At 72.8% G+C, this 22348-nt stretch carries 17 protein-coding genes and 1 pseudogene; 10 read left to right on the top strand and 8 right to left on the bottom strand.

The window, feature by feature from the left end; genetic code table 11:
• Positions 1 to 521 precede the first annotated feature (521 nt).
• The gene (locus tag ACIQNG_RS33180; protein WP_401433574.1) at positions 522 to 1466 is read right to left on the bottom strand and encodes a Ppx/GppA family phosphatase; all 945 of its coding nucleotides are present in this window, start codon (positions 1464 to 1466) and stop codon (positions 522 to 524) included.
• A 184-nt stretch (positions 1467 to 1650) separates the two neighbouring features.
• On the opposite strand from ACIQNG_RS33180, the gene ACIQNG_RS33175 reads away from it, so the two are divergent.
• Positions 1651 to 2520: a hypothetical protein gene (locus ACIQNG_RS33175; RefSeq protein ID WP_401490209.1), complete on the top strand. Its 870-nt coding sequence runs from the start codon at positions 1651 to 1653 to the stop codon at positions 2518 to 2520.
• A 253-nt stretch (positions 2521 to 2773) separates the two neighbouring features.
• On the opposite strand, the gene ACIQNG_RS33170 is transcribed toward ACIQNG_RS33175, so the two are convergent.
• Positions 2774 to 4498, bottom strand: coding sequence for a hypothetical protein (locus tag ACIQNG_RS33170; RefSeq protein WP_401490163.1), 1725 nt, complete (start codon positions 4496 to 4498; stop codon positions 2774 to 2776).
• 215 nt (positions 4499 to 4713) lie between these two features.
• Between ACIQNG_RS33170 and radA the strand changes: the two genes are divergently transcribed.
• Positions 4714 to 6123, top strand: a complete 1410-nt coding sequence (radA, locus tag ACIQNG_RS33165; protein WP_401433580.1) for a DNA repair protein RadA — start codon at positions 4714 to 4716, stop codon at positions 6121 to 6123.
• Between the two features lie 80 nt (positions 6124 to 6203).
• Positions 6204 to 7328 (top strand): DNA integrity scanning diadenylate cyclase DisA, encoded by a 1125-nt coding sequence (gene disA / locus ACIQNG_RS33160; protein WP_401433583.1) that lies wholly within the window; start codon positions 6204 to 6206, stop codon positions 7326 to 7328.
• 288 nt (positions 7329 to 7616) lie between these two features.
• On the opposite strand, the gene ACIQNG_RS33155 is transcribed toward disA, so the two are convergent.
• The 3 genes from ACIQNG_RS33155 to ACIQNG_RS33145 all read right to left on the bottom strand — a co-directional run bounded on the left by ACIQNG_RS33155 (position 7617) and on the right by ACIQNG_RS33145 (position 11285).
• A complete protein-coding gene (locus tag ACIQNG_RS33155) occupies positions 7617 to 8480 on the bottom strand; it encodes a hypothetical protein (RefSeq protein ID WP_401490161.1) in 864 nt (287 codons plus the stop codon).
• A gap of 241 nt (positions 8481 to 8721) precedes the next feature.
• Positions 8722 to 9456, bottom strand: a complete 735-nt coding sequence (locus tag ACIQNG_RS33150) for a response regulator (protein ID WP_401490158.1) — start codon at positions 9454 to 9456, stop codon at positions 8722 to 8724.
• The gene (locus tag ACIQNG_RS33145) at positions 9453 to 11285 is read right to left on the bottom strand and encodes a sensor histidine kinase (protein ID WP_401490156.1); all 1833 of its coding nucleotides are present in this window, start codon (positions 11283 to 11285) and stop codon (positions 9453 to 9455) included. Before ACIQNG_RS33145 ends, ACIQNG_RS33150 begins: the two co-directional genes overlap by 4 nt.
• Before the next feature lie 162 nt (positions 11286 to 11447).
• Between ACIQNG_RS33145 and ACIQNG_RS33140 the strand changes: the two genes are divergently transcribed.
• From ACIQNG_RS33140 to cseC, 5 genes are all read left to right on the top strand, one after another.
• Positions 11448 to 12440: an A/G-specific adenine glycosylase gene (locus ACIQNG_RS33140; RefSeq protein ID WP_401433595.1), complete on the top strand. Its 993-nt coding sequence runs from the start codon at positions 11448 to 11450 to the stop codon at positions 12438 to 12440.
• Positions 12441 to 12893: 453 nt separating this feature from the next.
• Positions 12894 to 13433 (top strand): SigE family RNA polymerase sigma factor, encoded by a 540-nt coding sequence (locus tag ACIQNG_RS33135; protein WP_401433598.1) that lies wholly within the window; start codon positions 12894 to 12896, stop codon positions 13431 to 13433.
• Between the two features lie 110 nt (positions 13434 to 13543).
• Positions 13544 to 14143, top strand: a complete 600-nt coding sequence (locus ACIQNG_RS33130) for a hypothetical protein (protein WP_401490154.1) — start codon at positions 13544 to 13546, stop codon at positions 14141 to 14143.
• Positions 14144 to 14307: 164 nt separating this feature from the next.
• Entirely contained in the window at positions 14308 to 15015 is a 708-nt protein-coding gene (cseB, locus tag ACIQNG_RS33125; protein WP_401433604.1) for a two-component system response regulator CseB, read from the top strand.
• A 17-nt stretch (positions 15016 to 15032) separates the two neighbouring features.
• Positions 15033 to 16379: a two-component system sensor histidine kinase CseC gene (gene cseC / locus ACIQNG_RS33120; protein WP_401433607.1), complete on the top strand. Its 1347-nt coding sequence runs from the start codon at positions 15033 to 15035 to the stop codon at positions 16377 to 16379.
• A gap of 118 nt (positions 16380 to 16497) precedes the next feature.
• Here cseC and ACIQNG_RS33115 read toward each other — a convergent pair whose 3' ends face one another.
• The 3 genes from ACIQNG_RS33115 to ACIQNG_RS33105 all read right to left on the bottom strand — a co-directional run bounded on the left by ACIQNG_RS33115 (position 16498) and on the right by ACIQNG_RS33105 (position 18362).
• Complete coding sequence (locus ACIQNG_RS33115) at positions 16498 to 16941, bottom strand: VOC family protein (RefSeq protein ID WP_401490152.1); 444 nt, start codon at positions 16939 to 16941, stop codon at positions 16498 to 16500.
• A 246-nt stretch (positions 16942 to 17187) separates the two neighbouring features.
• The gene (locus ACIQNG_RS33110) at positions 17188 to 17601 is read right to left on the bottom strand and encodes a helix-turn-helix transcriptional regulator (protein ID WP_401490150.1); all 414 of its coding nucleotides are present in this window, start codon (positions 17599 to 17601) and stop codon (positions 17188 to 17190) included.
• 152 nt (positions 17602 to 17753) lie between these two features.
• Positions 17754 to 18362 (bottom strand): M23 family metallopeptidase, encoded by a 609-nt coding sequence (locus ACIQNG_RS33105; RefSeq protein WP_401433615.1) that lies wholly within the window; start codon positions 18360 to 18362, stop codon positions 17754 to 17756.
• A gap of 594 nt (positions 18363 to 18956) precedes the next feature.
• Here ACIQNG_RS33105 and ACIQNG_RS33100 point away from each other — a divergent pair.
• Positions 18957 to 19061: pseudogene (locus tag ACIQNG_RS33100) on the top strand (hydrolase); the annotation flags it as partial.
• A gap of 119 nt (positions 19062 to 19180) precedes the next feature.
• Positions 19181 to 22324 (top strand): NACHT domain-containing protein, encoded by a 3144-nt coding sequence (locus tag ACIQNG_RS33095; RefSeq protein WP_401490146.1) that lies wholly within the window; start codon positions 19181 to 19183, stop codon positions 22322 to 22324.
• The last annotated feature ends 24 nt before the right edge of the window (positions 22325 to 22348 follow it).

The raw sequence follows: 22348 nt of genomic DNA, 5'->3' as shown, positions 1-22348 counted from the left end.
TCGTGGAGGGCTGGTCGCGCAGTTCCCCGCGCCCCTAACGGCGACGCCATGGCCGTCGGCCGGATCGGGCGGGCGTACGCGGGGGGTGCGGGGGCGAGTGCGCGTCGTGGAGGGCTGGTCGCGCAGTTCCCCGCGCCCCTAACGGCGACGCCATGGCCGTCGGCCGGATCGGGCGGGCGTACGCGGAGGGTGCGGGGGCGGGTGCGGGTCGTGGAGGGCTGGTCGCGCAGTTCCCCGCGCCCCTAACGGCGACGCCATGGCCGTCGGCCGGATCGGGCGGGTGGACGTGTCGGCGGGCGTCCGCGCCTCGCCGAGAAGGGGCGCGGGGAACTGCGCGAAGAGCGACCACGACCCGCAGCCTGCCCACCACGCCTCCCCACGCCCGCCACCAAGGGGCGCGGGGAACTGCGCGACAAGCGACCACGACCCGCAGCCTGCCCACCACGCCCGCCCGGGAGGGGCGCGGGGAACTGCGCGACAAGCGACCACAACCCGCAGCCTGCCCGCCGTGCCCCGGGGCTTCAGTCCGTGCCCACCGTCGTTCCCATGTGGTCCAGTTCACGCAGGATGATGCCCTCACGCAGGGCCCACGGGCAGACCTCCACCGTTTCCACGCCGAAGAGGTCCATCGCCCCCTCGGCGACCAGCGCGCCCGCGAGGAGCTGGGCGGCGCGGCCCTCGGAGACGCCGGGGAGTTCGGCGCGCTCGGCGGTGGTCATACCGGCGAGGCGGGGGACCCACGCCTCCAGGGACTGGCGCTTGAGGTCGCGCTGGACGTACAGCCCCTCCCCGGTGCGGGCGGCGCCGCCGATCCGGGCGAGCTGCTTGAACGTCTTGGACGTGGCGACCACATGGTCGGGGGCGCCGAACCGGCTGAACTCCCCCACCGTACGGGCGATCTGGGCCCGCACATGCCGCCGCAGAGCCCTTATCGCCTCCGGCTCGGGCGGGTCGCCCGGCAGCCACGCGGCGGTGAGCCGCCCCGCGCCGAGCGGCAGGGAGACCGCGGCGTCGGGTTCCTCGTCGATACCGAAGGCGATCTCCAGGGAGCCCCCGCCGATGTCCAGGACCAGCAGCTTCCCGGCCGACCAGCCGAACCAGCGGCGTACGGCGAGAAACGTCAGCCGGGCCTCCTCCTCGCCCGACAGGACACTCAGCTCGACCCCCGTCTCCTCCCGTACGCGCGCGAGGACCGCATCGGCGTTGGTGGCCTCGCGCACGGCGGAGGTGGCGAACGGCAGGATCTCCTCGACCCCCTTGTCCTCCGCGGCCTGGAGGGCCGCGTGGACGATGCCGATCAGCTGGTCGACGCCGTCGGGGCCGATGGATCCGTCCTCGGCGAGAAGTTGAGCGAGGCGGAGATCAGCCTTGTGCGAATGTGCGGGGAGAGGGCGTGCGCCGGGGTGCGCGTCCACCACCAGCAGATGCACCGTATTGCTTCCCACGTCGAGGACACCGAGTCTCATACACGGCACGCTACTGCCCGCCGCGCCGTGCTCCGCCCCCGAGGCGGGGACGGTCCGGATCCGGACAGCGCGCAGACGGTGCCGCGAAGGGGCCTCCGCGTCTTACCCTGGACCCGTGCCAAAGACGAACAAGGCGAAGAACATCAAGAACGGCAAGAGCCTCAAGAACGGCAAGGCCGACAAGATGGACAAGACCGATAGGGTCGACAAGGTCCGCAAGGTCGGCAAGAAGGACAGCGCCGTCACGGGTTCTTCGCCGGCGACAGCACCGAGGGCACCCAAGGGCGGCGCCCCGGCCCCGGCGGACGACGAGAAGGGGCTGGACTTCGCGCGCGCGTGGGTCGAGTTCCCGGACCCCGCCGACGACGAGCAGGTCTTCCGCTGCGATCTGACCTGGCTGACCTCCCGCTGGAACTGTGTCTTCGGCAGCGGCTGCCAGGGCATCCAGGAGGGCCGCGCGGACGACGGCTGCTGCACGCTGGGCGCGCACTTCTCCGACGAGGACGACGAGAAGCGGGTCGCCGGGTACGTGGCCCGGCTCACGCCGGAGATCTGGCAGCACCACGACGAGGGCGCCCGGCACGGCTGGGTCTCCGAGGACGAGGACGGCGACCGGCAGACCCGCCCCTTCCAGGGCTCGTGCATCTTCCAGAACCGGCCCGGTTTCGCCGGGGGCGCGGGCTGCTCGCTGCACATCCTGGCAGTGCGGGAGGGCCGCGAGCCGCTGGAGACCAAGCCGGACGTGTGCTGGCAGCTGCCGATCCGGCGCACCTTCGACTGGATCGACCGGCCCGACGACACACGGGTGCTCCAGGTGTCGATCGGTGAGTACGACCGCCGGGGCTGGGGTCCGGGCGGCCATGATCTGCACTGGTGGTGCACCTCGGCCACGTCGGCGCACGGCGCGGGTGATCCGGTCTACGTCTCCTACCGTGCCGAGCTGACCGAGCTGATGGGCAAGGCGGGGTACGACCGGCTGGTCGAGCTGTGCGAGGAGCGGCTGGCCTCACGGCTGCCGCTGCTGGCCCCGCATCCGGCGGACCCCGCGCGCTGACAGACCCCCTACGAGGAGTCCCCGGCTACCAGAAGTCCCCGGCTACGAGGAGTCCCCCGCTACCAGGAGCCCCCGGCTACCAGGAGTCCCCCGCTACCAGGAGCCCCTGGCTACGAGGCGTCCCCGGCTACGAGGCGTCCCGGTACCCCCGGCACAGCACCAGGGCCCGCCCTACGACACCCCCGGCCCCCGGCACAGCACCAGGGCCCGCCCTACGACACCCCCGGCCCCCGGCACAACACCAGGGCCCGCCCTACGGAGTCCCCGGTCCCCCGCTGCCACCCGGTGGCGGGGTGGATCCCGGGTCCGTCGGGGACGGCTCGGTCGGGGTGGGCTCCGGGTCGGTCGGGGAGGGCGGCGGGCTGCTGGGCGGCTCGGTCGGGGCGGGGGTCGTCGGGGTCGGCTCGGGGTCGGAGGGGCCCGGGTCGGTCGGGGGCGGCCCGGCGGGCCGGGTGGGGCGTGGCCGGTCGGGGCCGGGCGCGGTGCCGTAGCCCGCGATGGTGACGACCGCGCCGGCGGGAGCGATCGCCACCCGCGCGGTCCAGTGCCCGGAGGGCTCCCGCAGCGGGTCGACGTACACCTTGACCGTCAACGACTCGCCGGGCCGCAGCGTTCCCGAGGAGCGGCTGAGGTAGAGCCAGGGGGCGCCGGTGGACGCGGACCAGCGCACCGGGGTCTCGCCGGTCGCGGTGAGGGTGACGAGCGTGGTGTCGCCGCTGATGGCGGCCGTCACGTCCAGCTGTCCGGCGCTCCGGCCGCCCGCGCCGGCGACACTGACGACCTCGACGGACACATCGGTGCGCTCGCCCGGTCCGGGGCCGGGCCGGTCGTCGGCGTTGCCCGCGTTCTGGTAGCCCGCGTCCTTGCCGCCCAGGCCGCCCTCGCCGTCCTCGCGGGTGGCGGTCGCGCCGGGGCCGCCCTCGCCGTCGACCGAGGGGGCGCCCCGGTAGGCCGACCACAGGGCGATCACCGGTGCGGCGACGACCGTGGCGACGACGGTGGTGGTGACGGCACGCGCGCGCAGCCGGTCCCTGCGGGCCGCGCGGTCCTTGGGATCCATGGGGAAGCCACGCCGGTCGTAGCGCGGTACGGCGGCGCCCCGCGCGCGTACGTGGTGGGCGAGCGCCATGTGCAGGGCCGCGCGCGGCGCCTCCAGGACCGGCAGTTCGGCGGGGGTGACGGTGGCGCCGGGCCAGCGGCCGGGCACCGCGCGCTGGGCGGTGCGACGGCAGCGCGGGCAGTCGTCCACATGGCGGATCAGCTCGCGGCGCAGGGTGCTGCTGAGCACCAGCTGGTGGTCCCCGGTGAGCCGGGCGACACCGGGGCAGCCGCCCGCCTCGACCACGGCGAGCGCGGCGCGGGTGCGTTCCACCTCGCAGGCGGCGGAGGCGAGCAGGTCGCGCGCGCCCGCGAGGTCCAGGCCGAGCACGGCGGCGACCTCGTGGGCGGCCAGGTGGTGGCGGACGGCGAGTTCGAGCGCCTCGCGCTGCTCCGGGCTGGTCCCGGCGGCCTCGGGCCAGGCGAGCAGGGCCAGTTCGCGCCGCCGCAGCCGCTGGACGTCCTCGGCGACGGGCGGCTCGGAGGCCGTCGGCCCGGAGGCGGGCCGCGCGGGAGCGGGCCGGGCGGGGGCGTGGCGGCCCGCCGCGTGGGTGCCCTGACGTTTCTGCTTGGCCTCGGCCAGGGTGCGCAGACAGGTCCAGCGGGTCAGCGCGTACAGCCAGGCGCGTCGGTCGCCCGTGGCCTCGGGGGCGCGTGCGCCCCGGCGCTCGGCCAGGGCGAGTGCATCACCCAGGGCGGCGGTGGCGGTGTCGTGGTCGCAGAGCACGGACAGGCAGTAGGTGAACAGGCCGTCCAGATAGGGCTCGTAGCGCGCGGGCGGGCGCTGCGCCAGCGTGCGCGCCGCAGCACGGTCACGCGCCTCCCTGCGCGCCCGGTGTGCGCCGGTGGTGCGGGTCGGGGTCTGCTGGCTGCTGGTCATCACTCGTGGACCGTAGGGGGCATAAGACGACCGCTTCTCCCACCTTGAGCAGTTTTAATCCGTACGGGTGAAACGATCCCTCAATGGGGGACAGGAACGATTGATTCCGTGGCTGATTCTGGACGGTGTGGCCGATTTCAACGGGTGACGGGCGGCGACACCGCCGGACGTGAGACGAAAACCCCACTGTCAGACCCACCGGTTAGGGTCACCGCATGGCTGCCCGTACCAAATCCGCGAAGGACCGCCCGTCCTACCGTTGCACCGAATGCGGCTGGCAGACGGCCAAGTGGCTCGGCCGCTGCCCCGAGTGCCAGGCATGGGGCACCATCGAGGAGTACGGCGCCCCCGCGGTCCGTACGACGGCACCGGGCCGCGTCACCACCTCCGCGGTCCCCATCGGCCAGGTCGACGGCCGCCAGGCCACCGCCCGACCCACGGGCGTGCCCGAGCTGGACCGGGTGCTCGGCGGCGGCCTCGTGCCCGGCGCGGTCGTGCTGCTGGCGGGCGAGCCCGGCGTCGGCAAGTCGACGCTGCTGCTCGATGTCGCGGCCAAGTCGGCCAGTGACGAGCACCGCACGCTCTATGTCACCGGCGAGGAGTCCGCGAGCCAGGTCCGGCTGCGCGCCGACCGCATCAAGGCCATCGACGACCACCTCTACCTCGCCGCGGAGACCGACCTGGCGGCGGTGCTCGGCCACTTGGACGCGGTCAAGCCCTCCCTGCTGATCGTGGACTCGGTGCAGACGATCGCGTCCCCGGAGATCGACGGGGCGCCGGGCGGCATGGCCCAGGTCCGCGAGGTGGCGGGCGCCCTGATCCGCGCCTCCAAGGAACGCGGCATGTCCACCCTCCTTGTCGGCCATGTCACCAAGGACGGCGCCATCGCGGGCCCGCGTCTGCTGGAGCACCTGGTGGACGTCGTCCTGTCCTTCGAGGGCGACCGCCACGCGCGCCTGCGCCTCGTGCGGGGCGTCAAGAACCGCTACGGCACCACCGACGAGGTCGGCTGCTTCGAACTGCACGACGAGGGCATCACGGGCCTGGCCGACCCGAGCGGTCTGTTCCTGACCCGCCGCGCCGAACCGGTGCCGGGCACCTGTCTGACCGTCACGCTGGAGGGCCGCCGCCCGCTGGTCGCCGAGGTGCAGGCGCTCACGGTCGACTCGCAGATCCCCTCCCCGCGCCGGACCACGTCCGGCCTGGAGACCTCGCGGGTGTCGATGATGCTGGCGGTGCTGGAGCAGCGCGGCCGGATCAGCGCGCTGGGCAAGCGGGACATCTACTCCGCGACGGTCGGCGGGGTGCGGCTCTCCGAGCCCGCCGCGGACCTCGCCGTGGCCCTCGCGCTGGCCAGCGCCGCCAGCGACACCCCGCTGCCGAAGAACCTGGTCGCGATCGGCGAGGTCGGCCTCGCGGGCGAGGTCAGACGGGTCACGGGGGTGCAGCGCAGACTCGCCGAGGCCCACCGGCTGGGCTTCACCCACGCACTCGTACCGAGCGATCCCGGCAGGGTCCCGGCGGGCATGAAGGTCCTGGAAGTCGCGGACATAGGGGCCGCGCTCGGGGTCCTCCCACGCTCCCGTCGCCGAGAGGCCCCTCGGGACGAGGAGGAGCGCCGGTAGACTTTGCCCTGGTCTCGCCCGTCCGTACGAACAGAGTGCGCGATACGGGACGCCAGAGAACCTGCGACCGGAGGAGTGCAGTGGCAGCCAACGACCGGGCATCGGCTCCCGGAAAGACCGGTGGGAGCGCCGGTTCCGATGGCATGATGCGCGCCTCGCTGAGCGCCGTGGCTCCGGGCACGGCGCTGCGTGACGGCCTGGAGCGCGTGCTCCGCGGCAACACCGGCGGCCTCATCGTGCTGGGTTCGGACAAGACCGTGGAGACGATGTGCACGGGCGGTTTCGTGCTCGATGTCGAGTTCACGGCCACGCGCCTGCGTGAGCTGTGCAAGCTGGACGGCGGCATCGTGATCTCCTCCGACCTGTCGAAGATCCTGCGCGCGGGCGTCCAGCTCGTGCCCGACCCGACCATCCCGACGGAGGAGACCGGCACCCGGCACCGCACGGCGGACCGGGTCTCCAAGCAGGTCGGCTTCCCGGTGGTCTCCGTCTCCCAGTCCATGCGGCTGATCGCCCTCTACGTCGACGGCCAGCGCCGGGTCCTGGAGGACTCGGCGGCGATCCTGTCCCGCGCCAACCAGGCCCTCGCCACCCTGGAGCGCTACAAACTCCGCCTGGACGAGGTGGCGGGCACGCTCTCCGCGCTGGAGATCGAGGACCTGGTGACGGTCCGGGACGTGTCCGCGGTCGCGCAGCGGCTGGAGATGGTCCGCCGGATCGCCACCGAGATCGCGGAGTACGTGGTCGAACTGGGCACGGACGGCCGACTGCTGGCCCTCCAGCTCGACGAGCTGATCGCGGGTGTCGAGCCCGAGCGCGAGCTGGTCGTCCGGGACTACGTCCCCGAGCCCACCGCCAAGCGCTCCCGCACCGTCGACGAGGCGCTCGCCGAACTCGACGCGCTCACCCACGCCGAGCTGCTCGAACTGCCCACCGTCGCCCGCGCGCTGGGGTACGGGGGCTCGCCCGAGACCATCGACTCGGCGGTCTCCCCGCGCGGCTTCCGGCTGCTCGCCAAGGTGCCCCGGCTGCCCGGCGCCATCATCGACCGCCTGGTGGAGCACTTCGGCGGGCTCCAGAAGCTCCTCGCCGCCAGCGTGGACGACCTCCAGACGGTCGACGGCGTCGGCGAGGCACGGGCGCGCAGCGTCCGGGAGGGACTGTCGCGACTGGCGGAGTCGTCCATCCTGGAGCGCTACGTCTGATCTGGCGGGCCACGAGGGTACGACGGTCCGACCTGGCGGGGCGTGGCGGGGCGCTACGTCTGCCCTGACAGGGGGCATTACGTCTGCACCCGGCGGGGCGCCTGACGTCTGACCCTACGGGGCGCCTGACCCCGTAGGGCGACGGCTCCCTGACGGCGACCGGCTCGACGGCCCCGGGCCGGTCACCGCCGGTGAGCTGTCGCGGTCGGTGAGCCGTCACCGCCGGTGAGCTGGGGCGGTCGGTGAGCTGTCGCGGTCGGTGAGCCGGGGCGGTCGGTAAGCCGGGGCTCAGTCGGCCGTGAGCACGAACGACGCCTGCACCTTGGCGAACGCCGCGGCCTTGGCCTCCAGCAGATAGGTCCCGGCCGCGGCCGACCCCGGCGGCGGTGTCGCACAGCGCGCGGCGCTGCGGTCCCGGTCCCACTGCACGGTGTACGTGATGCTGCTCTCGGCCGGCACCCGGTACAGCAGGTTCCCCGCGCCCTTGGGGCAGTCCGCCGAGGACCAGAAGGTGTCGTCCTCCCCGGCCTGGGTAATCGTCAGCACCGCGCCCTTGGGGCCGAGGTCGACCTTGCAGTCGTTGGCGGAGGAGTTCCGCGCGATGAGCTGGAACGAGGGCTTCTGGTCCGGCGAGTAGGAGTTGCGGACACTGCGCAGGGTCAGACTCACGGACCCGGGCGCGCAGTTGGGCAGCGACGAACCGGCGGGCAACGCGTCCCCGCTGCTCACCCCGCCACCGCCCGAGGCTCCACCGCCCGAACCGGCCCCGGCGGAACCCCCGGTTCCGGCCCCGGACCCGCCCTCGGAACCGCCTGAGCCCCCCGAGCCCTCCGCGCCGTCGCCGTCACCGTCTCCATCACCGGCCCCGGACCCGCCGCCCGAACCGCCGCCGGTCTCCTCGTCGCCCGACTCGTCACGCCCACCGGGCGCTTGACTGATCGCGGGTCCCGAACCGGACGGCCCCGGAGTGATGGACGGGGCGGGGTTCTTGCCGTTGGTCCCGTCGGCGCCGTCCTTACCGTCGCCGCCGCTCGCCACCACGATCCAGGTGATCAGCAACGCCAGCACGGCGAACACGGACAGCAAGATCACCCTCCGTCGCCAGTAGATGGAGGAGGGAAGCGGCCCGATCGGATTGCGCAGAGATCCCACGCCCAAACCTTACGAGAGAACCATGCTCTCGCTCGCCCCACCCGCCGCCTGAAGCGCAACTTTTCCGGATCATCATCCCGGAGCACGCCCGCGGAGCCGACGCGGACGCGAACGGGTCACCGCACCGTCACTCCGCGCGACCGGACATCGGCGTCCGTCACCGATCCCCCTGTCCCGTAAGCCAATTGACGATGAGTCAGCAAGGAGAGGGAGCCGGGAGATCCCCTCCCGCCGGGGTCGCTCACATCCCGACCAACCCCGCCTCGTACGCCACGATCGCCGCCTGCACCCGGTTGCGCACCCCCAGCCGGTCGAGCACCGAGCTGACGTACGCCTTGACCGTGCCCTCGACCAGGTGCAGCCGCTCGGCGATCTCACGGTTGGAGAACCCCTGACCGACCAGTCCCAGCACCTCCCGCTCGCGCGGCGACAACTGCGCGACCCGGGCCCGCGCGGCGGCCTGCCGCCCGAGCCGCCCCCCACCACCACCGCCGGGACCGAAACCGGAAACGCCACCGGAACCGGAAACGCCACCGGCACCAGCGCTGCCGCCTCCGCCTCCGCCAAGGTCGTCGATGACATCACGGGCGACCTTCGGCGACAGGAACGCCGCCCCGTCCGCGACCGCCCGCACCCCGGCGATCAGCTCATAGGGATCCCCGGACTTCAGCAGGAACCCGGTCGCGCCGCCGCCCAGCGCGCGGGCCACATAGTCGCGTTCGCTGAACGTCGTCAGCATCGCCACCGCCGTGTCCGGCAGCGTCCGTACGATCTCCTCGGCGGCGGCCAGCCCGTCCATGCGCGGCATCCTGATGTCGAGGAGTGCCACGTCGGGGCGGTGGGCCTGGGCCAGTTCGACCGCCGCGCGGCCGTCCCCCGCCTCGGCGACCACCTCGGTCCGGCCGCTGCTGTCGAGGATGGCCCGCACCCCCGCCCGGACCATCGCCTCGTCGTCGGCCAGCAGTACCCGGATCATCCGGCGGTCCCTTTCCTCTCCTGCCGTCCGGCGCCCGGAACCACGTCCTTGGCGATCAGTCGGTCCGTGTCGTCGTAGCAGAGCCTGAAGTGGTCGACGGAGACGAGGAGTTCTCCGCTGGAGCGGTAGTAATGGCAGGCGGCGCCCGGCGGCGGGGCGGGCGCGCGGTCGGCGGGCGGGTCGGCCACCGAACGGTCCGGCAGCAGCGGTTCGATGTCGGACGCCGCCGTGCCGAGGCGCAGTTGGGTGTAGGTGTCGGGCCTGAGCACCGAGTGGGTCTCGGTGTACGCGTACCAGCCGAAGGCCCCGCCGACCAGGACGACTCCGGCACAGGCGGCGACCCAGAGCGCGTGCGCGGCCTTGCGACGGGCACGGACGGCGGGTTCGGAGACGGAGAGCCGGTCGGCGGTCGGGGCCGGGGCCCGGTCGGCGGTCGGGGCGGGGGCCCAGTCGGCGGTCGGGCTCGCGGGGTGGTTCACGGGGTGGTTCACGGGGTGACCCGCGGGGTGGATCCCACCGACCCGCTGCCCCGGCCGATGATCCGGCACTCGTCCCGGCACTCGGTCCGGCACTCGGTCCGGCGCCCGGTCCGGCACTCGGTCCGGCGCCCGGTCCGGCATCCACGCCCGCACCCGGAACCCGCCCTCGTACGGCGCCGAATCGCACGGTCCGGCCGTGAAGGAGCCGCCCACGGCGGTGACGGCGGCGCGCAGTCCGAGCAGACCGGAACCTCCCCCGGAGGATCGGGAACTCCGCTGGGTGGCCGGCCCGTTGGACACAATGACGGTCGTACCCGGCACACCACCGGCCGCCCTTGCCCTCTCGGTCACCTCAGCGGCCTCCCCCGTCACCGCCACCACGACCGTCGCGCCCGGCGCATGCCGTGCCGCGTTGGTGAGCGCCTCCCTCACCACCCGGTGCAGCAGCCGGTCGGTGACTCCGCCCGGCTCCGGGGCGGGTCGGCGCCCGGCCCCGGCCCGGTCCGTGTGCTCCCACCGCACGGGGAGCCCGGAATCGGCCGCGCGGGCGACGAGCTGCTCCACGCTCTCGCCCGCCGGGGAGAGCGGCGCGGGTTCGTCGTCGTCCTCACGCAGGACGCCGATGACGCGGTGCAGTCGGTCGGTGGCGTCGGCGGCGGCCACGCGCAGATCGGCCGCGGCGGCCCGATGGTGGGCGGGCAGGTCGGCGGCGACCTGGAGAGCGCCCGCCCGCAGCGCGATCAGGCTGAGTTCATGGCCCAGGGAGTCATGCATGTCCTGGGCGATACGGGCCCGCTCCCGCGTCCGGGCGCGTTCCTCGGCGTAGCGCTGCTCGTCCTCCAGGCGGGCGGCGCGCAGCCAGCCGGCCTCGGCCAGCTCCCGGCCCTGGCGCCGGTGTCCGCCGACGAGCCAGGGAAAGACACAGCAGAAGAGGAGGGTGCACATCAGGACCAGCCATTCCGGCGCCGGGTCGGCCCCGAGGAGGGCGATCCGTACGGTGCCGACGCAGCCGACCGCAGCGAAGCACAGGGCGGCCGGGCGCATCCGGTCGGCCCGCAGACCGAGCAGCAGGGCGAGGACGGCGAGAGCGGGAGCGTAGGAGAGGCTGAACAGGGCGGGGGCGGTGGCCAGGCCCAGTACGGCCGCCAGCGCGAACGCCCCGAGCGGGGTGCGCCGGGCCACGGTGACCGCCGCGGCGAGCACGACGGCGCCGACGCACTGCTGCCACAGGGGGCGGTTCTCGTTCAGCCCGAGCAGATCCGCGCCTAGCGCCGGTGCCGCGAGCCCGGCCCACAGCAGCAGGTCCCGGCAGCGCCGCCCCGCCGAGCCGGGTTTCCGCAGGGCCGCCATCCCGAGCACCCCCTCCTGATGAATCGATTCCTCCCTTGTCCTGCCTGAGCACGCTACAAGTCGGCCCGGTCCCTCCCCAGCTGTCGATCGTCAGGTGCTCTCCTCCTCCGGGGTGGCGGTTCCCCGGTGTGGCGGGCTTGGCATGGCAGGATCGGAATCGCCATGACTGCTCCCACGAAGTTCCCGCACAGCACCCTCGACGACACGGCCGCCGAAAACACCCTGCGCGGCGGCGCCCCCTCACCGCGGACCGGGGCCCCTCTGGAAGAGCACGGCTCACGGGGACGGGACCTGCACGCCCCCGTCATCGACTGGTTCGACGAGCACGCGCGTGACCTGCCCTGGCGGCGCCCCGAGGCGGGGCCGTGGGGGGTGATGGTCAGCGAGTTCATGCTTCAGCAGACGCCGGTCAACCGCGTCCTGCCTGTCTACGAACAGTGGCTGGCCCGCTGGCCGCGCCCCGCCGACCTGGCCGCCGAGGCGCCCGGCGAGGCGGTGCGCGCCTGGGGCCGGCTCGGCTATCCGCGGCGCGCGCTGCGGCTGCACGGCGCGGCCGTCGCCATAACGGAACGGCACGGAGGGGACGTACCCACGGATCACGGTCAGCTGCTCGCGCTGCCCGGGATCGGGGAGTACACGGCGGCGGCCGTGGCGTCCTTCGCCTACGGGCAGCGGCACGCGGTGCTGGACACCAATGTGCGCCGGGTGTTCGCGCGGGCCGTGGCCGGAGTGCAGTACCCGCCGAACGCGACCACCGCCGCCGAGCGGAAGCTGGCCCGTGCGCTGCTGCCGGACGAGGAGGGCACGGCCGCGCGCTGGGCCGCCGCGTCGATGGAACTGGGCGCGCTGGTGTGCACGGCCAAGGGCGAGCAGTGCCAGCGCTGTCCGATCGCCGGGCAGTGCGCGTGGCGGCTCGCGGGCAAGCCGGAGCACAGCGGTCCGCCGCGGCGGGGGCAGACGTACGCCGGTACGGACCGTCAGGTGCGCGGGAAGCTGCTCGCCGTGCTGCGCGAGGCGCACGCTCCGGTGCCGCAGACGGTGCTGGACCGGGTGTGGCACGAGCCGGTGCAGCGGGCGCGGGCGCTGGACGGTCTGGTGTCGGACGGCCTGGTGGAGCCGCTGCCGGGCGGCCTGTACCGCCTGCCCCAGACGTGAGCCGCGCCCGTCCCCTTACCTGTGCTTGAGTCCCTTGCCTGTACCTGCGCTTGAGACCCGTGCCTGTACCTGCGCTTGAGTCCCTTTCCCGCACCTGCGCTGGAGACCCGTGCCCGTGCCCGTACCCCCGGCTGGGTCCGCCCCCAAGCATGGCCGTGCGTAACAGTCGTCCCGTCGGCCCCAGCGCCGCAACCCGGCGAAACGCCCCATAGACACCCCAAGACACCCCATCCGACCAGGCTCTCTGCCCGTTTCCTCCCTTCGTTACACAACCGACGGACAGCCGAGCGCTGTCCGCCGTCTGCCCCGCACAGTGCCGTGACAACGCCTCCGTAGCTTTCTTGCCATGCCCCGCAGGACGGGGCGACTACGGATCACAGGTGACTGGGATCACACACAGGGGGCCGGCCGTCGGGGCGGGCCGGTGCACGGGGACGGGAAGGCGGTCTGGTCATGGCGCAGGGCGAGGTGTTGGAGTTCGAGGAGTACGTCCGTACTCGGCAGGACGCGCTGTTGCGCAGCGCCCGTCGGCTGGTCCCGGACCCGGTCGACGCCCAGGACCTGCTCCAGACCGCGCTGGCCCGGACGTACGGCCGCTGGGACGGCATAGCGGACAAGCGACTGGCCGACGCCTATCTGCGCCGGGTGATGATCAATACGCGGACCGAGTGGTGGCGGGCCCGCAAACTGGAGGAAGTGCCGACCGAGCAGCTTCCCGACGCCTGTGTGGACGACACCACCGAGCAGCACGCGGACCGCGCCCTTCTGATGGACGCCATGAAGGTTCTCGCCCCGAAGCAGCGCAGCGTGGTAGTGCTGCGACACTGGGAGCAGATGTCCACGGAGGAGACCGCCGCCGCCCTCGGTATGTCGGCCGGTACGGTCAAGAGCACGCTGCACCGGGCGCTCGCCCGGCTCCGCGAGGAGCTGGAGGCGCGTGACCTGGACGCGCGCGCGCTGGAGCGTGAGGAGCGGGAGCGTTGCGCGGCCTGACCGGCGAGGGGTCCCCCCGGACCCCCGGCCTGACCGGCGAAGGGTCCCCCCGACCCCCCGGCCCGGCCGGCGAAGGGTCCCCCCGGACCCGGCACCCCCTGCGGGCGGCGATGACGGCGACGGCCGTGCTCGCCGCCCTCGGTCTGCTGGTCTCGGCCTGCGCCACCGGTGGCACCGGCACCCGGGACGAGGGCCCGGCCCACGCGGACGCGGTCGCGGACGCCACCGCCACGCCCAGCGCCCCCGCCTCCACGACGCCGACCCCCGAGGACGCCGTCCTGCTGGTGAAGGGGGATCCCGATGTCTCCCCCGCCGTCAAGCGCGGCCTCCAGCCCTGTGTGGCGGACGAGTACCCGGTCGACGTCTCCTACGGCGACCTCACCGGCGGTACCGTCGACGATGTCCTGGTCAACGTGCTGACCTGCGGTGACGCCGTGGGCGTCGGCTCGTATGTGTACCGGGACGAGGGCGGGACGTACGAGAATGTGTTCCAGACCGAGGAACCGCCCGTCTACGCCGAGATAGACCGGGGCGATCTGATCGTCACCAAGCAGGTGTACGAGGGGGGTGACCCGGTCTCCAACCCGTCCGGGGAGAACGTGATCACCTATCGCTGGACGGCCGGCAAGTTCGCCGAGAAGTACCGCACCCACAACGACTACGGCGACACCACCGTCAACGAGCCCGCCCCCGCCCCCGAGGTGGACTGACCCACCGGCCCCCGCTCCGGCCCCGCCGCCTCGCCACCGGCGGGCCGCACCCACCCGACCACCCGCCACACCCACCCGACGACACCCACCCGCCAGACCCACCCGACGGCACCGACCCAACGGCACTCACCCGACCGCCCCCGAAACCAGACAGAGAGCACCGGATGGCAGAACAGACCCACGTCCTGTTCGTGGAGGACGACGATGTCATCCGCGAGGCCACCCAGCTCGCCCTGGAGCGGGACGGCTTCGCGGTCACCGCGATGCCCGACGGGCTGGCGGGCCTGGAGGCGTTCCGCGGCGACCGGCCGGACATCGCGCTGCTCGATGTGATGCTGCCGGGGCTGGACGGGGTGAGCCTGTGCCGCCGGATCCGCGACGAGTCCACCGTCCCGGTCATCATGCTCTCGGCGCGGGCCGACTCCATCGACGTGGTGCTGGGCCTGGAGGCGGGCGCGGACGACTATGTGACCAAGCCGTTCGACGGGGCGGTGCTGGTCGCGCGGATCCGGGCGGTGCTGCGCCGCTTCGGCCACGCGAGCGGGGCCGCCGGGCAGTCGGACGAGTCCGGCGGCGCCGCCGACGGCGGGGTGCTGACCTTCGGTGAGCTGGTGATCGACACCGAGGGCATGGAGGTGCTCCGGGCGGGCCGGACGGTGGCGCTGACGCCGACCGAGATGCGGCTGCTGCTGGAGTTCTCCTCCGCGCCGGGCACCGTGCTCTCGCGGGACAAGCTCCTTGAGCGGGTGTGGGAGTACGGCTGGGGTGGCGACACCCGGGTCGTCGATGTCCATGTGCAGCGGCTGCGGGCGAAGATCGGTCAGGACCGTATCGAGACGGTCCGCGGCTTCGGCTACAAGCTGCGGGCCTAGGCGGGGCGGGACGGATCATGCGGGGGAGGCTCCGCCGTATCGCGCTGCTGCGGAAGGATCGCAGCGCGCTCCGTACGGGACTCAGATGGAAGCTCAGTGCCGCGATCGCGCTGGTCGGCGCGCTGGTGGCGGTGGCGCTCAGCCTGGTGGTGCACAACGCCGCCCGGGTGTCGATGCTGGACAACGCGCGCGATCTGGCCGATGAGCGGGTGCAGATCGCCCAGCGCAACTACGAGCTGTCCGGGCGGCCCAACTTCCCGGGCATCAAGATCGACGACCCGGGTCTGCCGGCCGAGCTGCGCGAGAAGGTGGAGCGGGGGCGGCGGGCCACGTTCGTGGCCGAGGGGATGAGCGGGGCGCCGGACATCTGGGCGGCGGTCCCGCTCAAGGACGGGCATGTGATGTCCCTGCACACCGGGTTCACCGACCGGAGCACGGACATCCTCAACGATCTCGACCAGGCACTGATCATCGGCTCGATCGCCGTGGTGCTCGGGGGCAGTGCGATCGGGGTGCTGATCGGGGCGCAGTTGTCGCGGCGGCTGCGCAAGGCCGCGTCGGCGGCGAACCGGGTCGCCAAGGGCGAGACCGAGGTACAGGTCCGTGAGGCGATCGGCGGGGTGGTGCGGGACGAGACCGACGATCTGGCGCGGGCCGTGGACGCCATGGCGGACGCGCTGCGCCAGCGGCTGGAGGCCGAGCGCCGGGTGACCGCGGACATCGCGCATGAGCTGCGTACTCCGGTGACCGGGCTGCTCACGGCCGCCGAGTTGCTGCCGCCGGGGCGGCCGACCGAGCTGGTGCTGGACCGGGCCAAGGCGATGCGGACGCTGGTGGAGGACGTGCTGGAGGTGGCCCGGCTCGACGGGGCGTCGGAGCGGGCCGAGTTGCAGGACATCATGCTCGGTGAGTTCGTCGCCCGCCGGGTCGCGGCGAAGGACCCCGGGATCGGGGTGTCCGTGGTGCACGAGTCGGAGGTCACGACCGATCCGCGGCGCCTTGAGCGGGTGCTGTTCAATCTGCTCGCCAATGCCGCGCGGCACGGGCGCCCGCCGATAGAGGTCACCGTCGAGGGCCGGGTCATACGCGTCCGCGACCACGGTCCCGGCTTCCCGGAGGAACTGCTGGCGGAGGGGCCGAGCCGGTTCCGCACCGGGAGCCAGGACCGGGCCGGCGTCGGCCACGGTCTGGGCCTGACCATCGCCGCCGGTCAGGCCCGGGTCCTCGGCGCCCGGCTCACCTTCCGCAATGTCCGCCCCCCGGGCGCCCCCGACCACATACCCGCCGAGGGCGCGGTCGCGGTCCTGTGGCTCCCCGAACACGCCCCGACCAGCACGGGGAGCCATCCGATGCTGCCGGACTAGAGGGAGCGGCGAGGGTAGGCGGCGGGGGCAGGGGGCAGGGGCGGCGCGGGGCGGCGGACACGGCTGGCGGACACCGGTCGGCGGGCGCCAGAGGCTGGGCGCCGGAGGGTGGGGTCGTTCAGGACTGGGTCGGGAAGTCCTTGGAGAAGTCCAGCTCGGTGCTCCGCTCGGTCAGCGAGTACCAGTTGCCGTCGTCGTCGCGGAAGATCGCCTCGATGCCGTACGGCCGCTCCTGCGGGGCCTGGAGGAACTCGACCCCGCGTGCCTTGAAGGTCTCGTAGTCCCCGCGGCAGTCGTCCGTACGGAATGCGCCCGCGCCGATGACACCCTTGCTGACCAGCTTCTTCAGGGCTTCCGCCGACTCGGCGTCCAGGCCGGGGCCGTCCAGGCTCATCAGGGCCAGCTCCACCTCCGGCTGGGCCTTGGCGCCGACGGTGATCCAGCGGGCGTCGCCCATGGTGAGGTCGTGGCGCGGTTCCATGCCGAGCTTGTCGGTGAAGAAGGCCAGGGTCCGCTCCTGGTCGAAGGTCCATACGGTGCTGATGCCGAGGCCGGTGATCATGATGTCTCGCTCCTGATCGGTCGCTGGTGGGTGCGTGGTGGTGGGTGCGGTGATCGGGGTTCCGGCGCTGCGGTGCCGTACGGGCGCTGTGTCCCGCTGTACGGGAGCTGAGTCCCGCCGTACGGGCGCTGAGTCCCGCCGTACGGGCGCTGTGTCCCGCGTACCGGCTGGCGTACCGCCGTACCGCCGTGTCGCCGTGTCGTTCACCTACGTCACCGTAGGCAGCGCGGGGATCCGGGCGCTTCTTCAGAATTGCGGAGGTTCGGCGCGGCGGGGGAAGCCGCCGGCCCAGAGCATGGCGTAGCAGCCGGGGATCAGGGAGGCGCCCCGGCCCACGTGCTTGGCCCGGTACTCGCTGGGGGTGAGTCCGGTCCGGGTCTTGAAGCGGGTCGAGAAGGTGCCGAGGCTGCTGAAGCCGACCAGATGGCAGATCTCGGTGACGCTGAGGTCGGCTCCGCGCAGCAGTTCCTCGGCGCGCTCGATCCGGCGGTGGGTGAGGTACTGGCCGGGGGTCTCGCCGTAGGACTCCTTGAAGGCGCGGACGAAGTGAAAGCGCGAGTACCCGGCGTGGGCCGCCACCGCGTCCAGGTCCAGCTCCGGATCCGTCCAGTCGCGGTCCATGGCGTCCTTCGCCAGCCGCAGCTGCCGCGTCTTGTCCATGAGCCGATCGTGACACGGGCCACTGACAACACGACGACCCCGAGGCAGGCACGCAGCCGTCCTCGGGGTCGTCGTGGAGTTGTTCACCCGGGCCCGCGCGCAGGACAGGCGCGGGACCGGGGAGATCTAGAGGATCCCTACCGCCCTGGACCTCAGAGGGAGAGGCCCTTGGCCCGCAGGAAGGAGACCGGGTCGATCGCGGAACCGTAGTTCGCGGTCTTGCGGATCTCGAAGTGCAGGTGCGGACCGCTGGAGTTGCCGGTGTTGCCGGACAGGGCGATCTTCTGGCCGGTCTTGACGACCTGGCCGGGCTTGACGTTGACCTTCGACAGGTGCGCGTACTGGCTGAAGGTGCCGTTGCCGTGCTTGATCACGACGGCGTTGCCGTACGCGGGACCGTCGCCGCCGCCGTTGCCGCCGGCCTTGACGACGGTGCCACCGTGGGCGGCGTAGACCTGGGTGCCGGTCGGCACCGCGAAGTCCTGGCCACTGTGGGTGGAGGCCCAGCGGCCACCGTTCTGGGCGTAGCTGGCGGTCTTGGTGTACTTCTTCACCGGCTTGACCCACGACGGGGTCGAGGCGGCCTTCGCGTCGACCACCGACGCGGCGGCGGGCACCTTGGCGGGCGCGCTCTTGGCGTCGGCGGCGACAGCGACCCCGGCACCCAGTACGGCCGTGGCCCCCAGGCCGGCGGCCATGACGGTGGCGCGGGTGCGGAGCTGGGTCGTACGGGCGGAGGGGAACGTGACGCGCTTGAACATTTCAACCTCATGGGGACGGGGACATGAATCCGTCCGGCGCACAGACAGCCGCCGAACGGGTCATCCCTTGGTACCCCCTCCCCCCGAAACCCCCCAAATGTGTGACCTACGACGAAATCTAGTACAGAGGCAGCAAAAGGAATGGACCTTGACAGAGGCTTCATCCGTGATGAATCCACCCATCCCGGCCTGTGCCGGTCCAGGAATCGGAGTCATATATCCCTTTTGCCCGATTCATGATCGTCACTATTCCGGCTAGTAAGTGACGTGGGCCCTGTGCGGCACGTCACCGCTCCGCGCGATCGAGCGCCTCCGTGATGTGACCGGCGCTACTTCGCCACCTGCCCTTCGGTAACCCAATGGCCCTCCCACGCCATCCTGGCGGTCGAGCATGCCCACGACATTTCGCAGGGCACGCCCGAGGTGAGAGGACCCCCCATGACCAGCGGAAACACCTGGCCCCGCCGCACGGCCCCGACCGCCGTCGCCGCAGCCGCCCTGATGGCCGTGGCGACACCGGCCCAGGCCACCGCCTCCACGACCACCTTCACGGCCACCCCCACGACCACCCCCGTGACCCGCGCCGTCCCCGTCGGCCACACGATCATCGCCGACATCGGCAACAGCGCCACCGACCTCCCCGGAGGCCACGCCGAGCAGACGTACAAGCTCCCCGACCACGGCGGACAGCTCTCCTGATCCGGTCGCCCGACCCGGCCGACCCGCCCGACCCGGCCGCCGGGCTCGCCACGCGCGGGCACGGCCGGTCAACTCCCGGTAATCTCACACTCGTTCACGCGCACACGGGGGTGGGACGGATGGAACCGGCGACACTCGGCGGCAAACTCGCCTCCAGCCTGATCGCCCCGCTGATACGCAAGCTCTTCGCGCCGGACGGCCCGGGCGCGGGCCTGGTCGACCGCCCCGTACGCATCAAGGATCTGGTCTCCTTCCGTGGCGAGCGGCGCACCCTCGGTCGGAAACAGGTCCGCAGACTCGCCGAGCGCCTGGTCACGGGCGCCCTGGACACCCCGGGTGAGCCGCCCTTCCCGGACGGTGAGCGCCTCGCCGTCACCGACGCGCTCACCGCCCGGCTGCTCGCCCTCGGCTCCCTGGACATGGACGACGTCCAGGCCGTGCGCCTCGGCCACACGGAACTGGCCCGCACCCTGCGCGCGGAGGCCGAGCGGACCCGCGCCCTCGGCCGTGCCACCCCGTCCGGCCCCGCCCCGGACACCCTCTCCGCCGACGCGGGTCACTTCCTCGACAGCGTGACGGAGTGGGCCTGCCTCCAGATCCTGGAGTACTTCACCCGCCGTTCCACCTTTGTCCCCCGCACCCTCCTGGAGCAGACCCGCGCACAGGCCGAGCTGATCGCCAAGGTCGACGCCCTGCTCACGCGCGTCCCCGCCCCGGCGGCCCAGGACGCCGCATTCGAACGTACATACCTTTCCTACGTCGCCACCAAGCACGGCAAGCTCACCATCTACGGCATCGACCTCAGCAATTCCCCCGACCGCTGGCCGCTCGACGCCGCCTATCTCAGCCTGGAGGCGACCGAACGCCTCGAAACGGCCGTACGCACCGGCGACCCGCTGGCCCCGCCCTTCGGGCTGCCCTCGGCCGCGCCCACCTCGGCCCCCGCCGACCAGGCACTCGACGGACATGAGCGGGTGCTGCTGCGCGGGGTCGCCGGCTCCGGCAAGACCACCCTCGTCCAGTGGCTCGCGGTGGCCGCCGCGACCGGCCCCAGCGACCGGATGGCCTACCTCGCCGGCCGCGTCCCCTTCGTCCTCCCGCTGCGCACCCTCACCCGCCACGGCGAGCGCCTCCCCTCCCCCGCCGCGTTCCTCACCGCCGTCGGCTGCCCGCTGTCGGGCGCCCGGCCCGACGGCTGGGAGACCCGGGTCCTGACCGCCGGACGGGGGCTCGTCCTGGTCGACGGCATCGACGAGGTCCCCGAGGACGAACGCGACCGGGCCCGCGGCTGGCTGCGCGATCTGGTCGAGGCGTTCCCCGGCAACCGCTGGCTGGTCACCTCCCGCCCGTCCGCCGTCCGCGAGGACTGGCTGAGCGGCGACGGCTTCTCCGAGTTCACCCTCTCCGCGATGAGCCCGGCGGACGTGGCGTCGTTCGTACGACGCTGGCACGACGCCGCGTCCACCGGCGCCGACGACGAGGACGCCGCCCTCAGCGCCTACGAGGCCCAGCTCCTCGCAGCGCTGCGCACCAAGCCCGACCTGGGCCGGCTGGCCACCAACCCGCTGATGTGCGGTCTGATCTGCGCGCTGCACCGGGACCGGCGCGGCTATCTGCCGCACGGCCGCAGGGAGCTGTACGACTCCGCGCTCTCGATGCTGCTGGTCCGCCGCGACCGGGAGCGGGACATGGCGGTCCCCGGGCTGAGTGAGGAGCCCCAGCTCCAGCTCCTCCAGAGGCTCGCCCACTGGCTGATCCGCAACGGCCGTACGGAACTGGACCGCGACCGGGCGGAGCGGATCATCGCGGACGCCCTTCCCGCCGTACCGGCCGCCGCCGCCCTGGGCGACGCGGAGGCGGTACTGAACCACTTCCTGGTCCGCACCGGCCTGCTCCTGGCCCCCGGCCCGGACACCCTCCATTTCGTGCACCGCACCTTCCAGGACTTCCTGGGCGCGCGGGCGGCGGTGGAGGAGGGCGATTTCGGGCTCCTCGCGCGGCACGCCGGGGACGACCAGTGGTCGGACGTGATCCGCATGGCGGTGGCCCAGGCCCGGCCACGGGAGCGGGCCGAGCTACTGGGCCTGCTGACGGACCTGCCGGACAAGCGCGCCCATCTGCTGGCGATGGCCTGCCTGGAACATGCGACGGAGCTGGATCCGGGGGTGCGGGCACGGGTGGAGGAACGGGCCGCGGCACTGCTACCGCCCCGGACGGTGGAGGAGGCCGGGGAGCTGGCCGCGGTGGGGCCGCTGGTGCTGGAGCTGCTGCCGGGGCCGGAGGGGCTCTCGGACACGGAGGCCGAGATGGTGACGGCCACGGCGGCGCAAGTGGGGACGGAGGGGGCGATTCCCGTGCTGAAGCAGTTCGTGGACCATCCCTCCCCCTGGGTCAAGGACAATCTCGTGCGGGCCTGGGACCGCTTCGAGGCCCACACCTACGCGGAGGAGATTCTGGCCCACGTCGTGAACATAAGGGCCTACATCACCGCCACATCCGAGGATCAGTTGCGCGCCCTGCCGCTGCTCGGCCAACGGCGAGCGCTCAACATCGAAGGGGATCACGCGCTCTCCGATGTTCTCGGGGTCCTCCCCAGGGCCATCGAGTATCTCGGTCTGCTGAACAACACCACGCTTCGGGAGCTGGACCCGCTCACCTCGTTGCACTCGCTCACCGAGCTGCAACTGCTGAACTGCCCGCTCGTGCGTGACCTCTCCCCGCTGGCCGAGATCGGGCTGGGAGAGCTGCACCTCTACAGCCCGACCGGGCTGTCAGGACTCGACGCCCTGGATACCCTGCACTCCCTCGCCATCGACGGCGAACTGCGGGGCGGGCTGCGGGCCCTTCCCCGGAACGCCCCGCTGAACTGGCTCAGCATGGACCGCCGTGCCCTCTCGGACGGGGGCCTCTCCGGGTTGAGCCACTGGGACACACTGACCCATCTGCTGCTCCACGACCACACGCCGAGCCCCGAGGACTGGTCCGAGGTGGCGCGGCTTCCCGCACTCACCAACCTGTCGGTCCACTGGGAGTTGGCGGCGACCGTCGAGGGGGCGCCCACGCTGCCGGACGTCGAGTATCTCGTCGTGCGGGGAATGACACACCAGGAGGACATCTCAGCGCTGTCCCGGCTGTGTCCCAGGGCGGAGCAGGTGATTCTGTACCCCGGAATCCTGGACCATGACCTGCGCGGTGATCTGTACGCCCCGGTGTTCCCGAACGCCAGGGTCAGTGTTGCCGAGCGCCGCGTCCTCGCCTTCTGACACCCACGCGAAAGGGCCGGTACC

Origin of the sequence: Streptomyces sp. NPDC091377 (assembly GCF_044757045.1) — a bacterium.
Classification (GTDB): Bacteria; Actinomycetota; Actinomycetes; order Streptomycetales; family Streptomycetaceae; genus Streptomyces.
The sequence above is the reverse complement of the archived record's forward strand: the minus strand, read 5'-3'. Positions and strand labels throughout refer to the sequence as shown.